The 2,725-nt window shown below is 71.6% G+C and carries 3 protein-coding genes; 2 read left to right on the top strand and 1 reads right to left on the bottom strand.

Features of this window, described 5'->3' with window-relative positions:
• Positions 1-845: LysR family transcriptional regulator (locus ACESL7_RS15025; protein WP_372894104.1), on the bottom strand; the 845-nt coding region annotated here is incomplete at its 3' end.
• A 110-nt stretch (positions 846-955) separates the two neighbouring features.
• Here ACESL7_RS15025 and ACESL7_RS15020 point away from each other — a divergent pair.
• Both ACESL7_RS15020 and ACESL7_RS15015 read left to right on the top strand, forming a co-directional pair.
• Positions 956-2,500 carry a proton-conducting transporter transmembrane domain-containing protein gene (locus ACESL7_RS15020; RefSeq protein WP_372894103.1) on the top strand — a complete coding sequence of 515 codons (1,545 nt, stop codon included), beginning with the start codon at positions 956-958 and terminating at the stop codon, positions 2,498-2,500.
• 31 nt (positions 2,501-2,531) lie between these two features.
• The coding region (locus tag ACESL7_RS15015) for a putative inorganic carbon transporter subunit DabA (RefSeq protein WP_372894105.1) at positions 2,532-2,725 on the top strand (194 nt) is incomplete at its 3' end.

Here is a 2,725-nt window from a genome sequence, read left to right as displayed (position 1 = left end):
AGCGGATTGGGAAAGCGCCGCGCCAGCGTCACGGCGTAGAAGCTCTCGACGATGCCGGGAAGGCGATGCGCTTCGACCAGCGCCCCCTGCGCGAGCTCGTCGGTCACGACGATGGGTGGCAGAACGGCGAGCCCCGCGTCGGCGCGCGCCATGAGCCGCATCATCGCCATGTCGTCCACCTCCGCCGCGATCTGCGGGCGCAGGCCGAGGCGGTCGCAGAGCGCGTCGAAGCCGGTCCTCACGCCGCTGTCGCTCGTCGGCAGGATCACCGGCTGACGGGCGAGCAGATCGGCCAGCGCGCCGCCCCCGCCGAGGCGCGCGGGCGTGCCGACGAGGCTGACGCCCTGCTCGTCGAGCTTGTGGGAGACGAAGGGCGTCACCGCGTCCTCGGCCGCCGCGCGGTTCAGCAGCACCACGTCGAGGTTCAGCCGCTCCAGCGCCTGCATGAGTTCCGCCGGCCCGCCGGAGCGCAGCACGATCTCCACGTCCGCCCGGCCCAGAAGCGGGCGCAGGAAGGCCAGCGTGAAGTTGCGCGAGAGCGTGGCGAGCGCACCGACGCGCAGCGCGCGCCGCGCCCGCCCCTCGGCGCGCAGGGTGTCGAGAAGCTCCTCCCCCGTGGCGAAGATCGTGTCGGCGTGATCGAGCGCGAGGCGCCCGGCCTCGGTCAGGTGAAGCTGCCGGCCGCGGCGCTCGAAGAGCGGATGGCCCAACTGATCCTCGAGCTTGCGGATCTGGGTCGAGAGCGCCGATTGCGACAGGTTCAGCCGCGCCGCCGCGCGGGTGAGATTGCCGTCGTGCGCCACGGCCCAGAAATAGCGAAGGTGGTTGTAGTTGAGCTGCGCCATGATCGTTCCAATAAATCGAACGAAACGCGCGATACAATGAATTTTTCAATTCTGCGTCGCCGCATTACCCACCGTCGGACAAGGTCCGACAACGCGAGGGAGTGCAGCCGATGGAACTTTACACCCTGTCCCTGCTGGCCCCGGCGGCGGTGCTCGTCGCCGCGGCGGCCGGGTTTCTGAACGCCGGCCGCCGGCCCGAGTGGGTGCCGCAGATCGCCGAGGGCGCGGCGCTCGCGGCGGTGGTCGTCGCCCTGGCCTCGGGCGCGGTACTGGCCGCGAACGGCCCCGGCACCGGCGAGATCTTCGGGCTGATGGTCCGCCTCGACCTGCTGAGCGTCGTGATGCTGCTGCTGGTGAGCTTCGTCGGCTGGATCGTCCTGCGCTACACGCGGAGCTATCTCGACGGCGAGGACCGGCAGGGCGCCTTCACCGGCTGGATGGCGCTGACGCTCGCCTCGGTGCTGACCTTCGTGCAGGCGGGTCACCTCGGGCTTTTCGTCGTGGCCTTCATCGCCTCCTCGATCTTCCTCGAGCGGCTGCTTCTCTTCTACCCCGAGCGGGTGCCGGCCCGGCGCGCCGCGCGCAAGAAGTTCGTCACCGCGCGGCTGGGCGACGCGGCGCTGATCACCGCCGCCGTCCTGCTCTACACGGGTTACGCCACGCCGCAGATCGGCGAGATCCTCGCCGCCGCGCGCATCGGCGTGACCCCGGACGCCGCGCTCTGGGCGGCGGGGTTCCTCGCGCTCGCCGCGCTCCTGAAGTCGGCGCAGTTCCCGACGCACGGCTGGCTGACGGAGGTGATGGAGACGCCGACGCCGGTCTCGGCGCTCCTGCACGCGGGCGTCATCAACGCGGGCGGCTTCCTGCTGATCCGCTTCGCGGACGTGCTGGTGCTGGCGCCCGGCGTGCTCGCCGTGCTGGTCATGGTCGGTGGCTTCACGGCGCTCTTCGGCGGGCTGGTGATGCTGACGCAACCGGCGGTCAAGACCTCGCTCGCCTGGTCCACGGTGGCGCAGATGGGCTTCATGATCCTGCAGTGCGGGCTGGCGCTCTTTCCGCTCGCCCTGCTGCACATCGTGGCGCATTCGCTCTACAAGGCACATGCCTTCCTCGCCTCCGGACAGGCGGTGGAGGGCGTGGCGGCGATCCGGCGGCCCGGTCCGGTGGCGATCCCCTCGGGTGCCGCGGTGCTCAAGGCCTTCGTCGCCGCGCTGGCGATCTACGGCATCGTGGGCGCAGGCTTCGGCTTCGACGCGAAGTCGCCGCAGGCCATCGCGCTGGGCGCCATCCTGATCTTCGGCGTGGCCTACCTGCTGGCGCAGGGGCTGGCCGACCAGGCGCCGAAGGTGCTGACACAGCGCACGGCGCTCATGTCGGTCGCCGCCTCCATCGCCTATTTCGCGCTTCAGCGCGGGGCCGAGGCGGCGATGGCCGGCACGCTGCCCGCCACCCCGGCGCCCGGGCCGCTCGAATGGGCGCTCATCGTGCTCGCCGTCATCAGCTTCGGCGCGGTGGCGGTGGCGCAGGCGATGTTCCCGCTCTGGGCCTACCACCCGGCCGCGGCGGGCCTGCGCGTGCACCTCTCCAACGGGCTTTACGCCAACGCGGTGATGGACCGGATCCTCGGCGGCTGGGCACTGCGGCGGACCGGCTGAGACAACGACAGGGAGCGAGACGATGAAGGACATGACCAATTCCCGGCCGATCGACACGGCCGACCTGCTCGCCGCCGCCGACGGCGCGGGCCGGGCGATCCCGCCGGTCTGGCCGCTGGCCTCCTCGGTGGCGGTGAACCCCTACCTCGGGCAGACGGGCGAGAGCCTCGCCCGGGCGGGCGCGCGGCTCGCGCGGGTGGCGGGACTTTCGGTGACCATGCCGCG

This window comes from Rhodosalinus sp., assembly GCF_041685465.1.
In the GTDB taxonomy this organism is placed as follows: Bacteria; Pseudomonadota; Alphaproteobacteria; order Rhodobacterales; family Rhodobacteraceae; genus Rhodosalinus.
This window is presented reverse-complemented; position numbering and strand designations above follow the sequence as displayed.

Coding starts and splice junctions, on each gene's coding strand:
- ACESL7_RS15020 (WP_372894103.1), top strand. CDS start 956: ATGGAACTTTACACCCTGTCCCTGCTGGCCCCGGCGGCGGTGCTCGTC.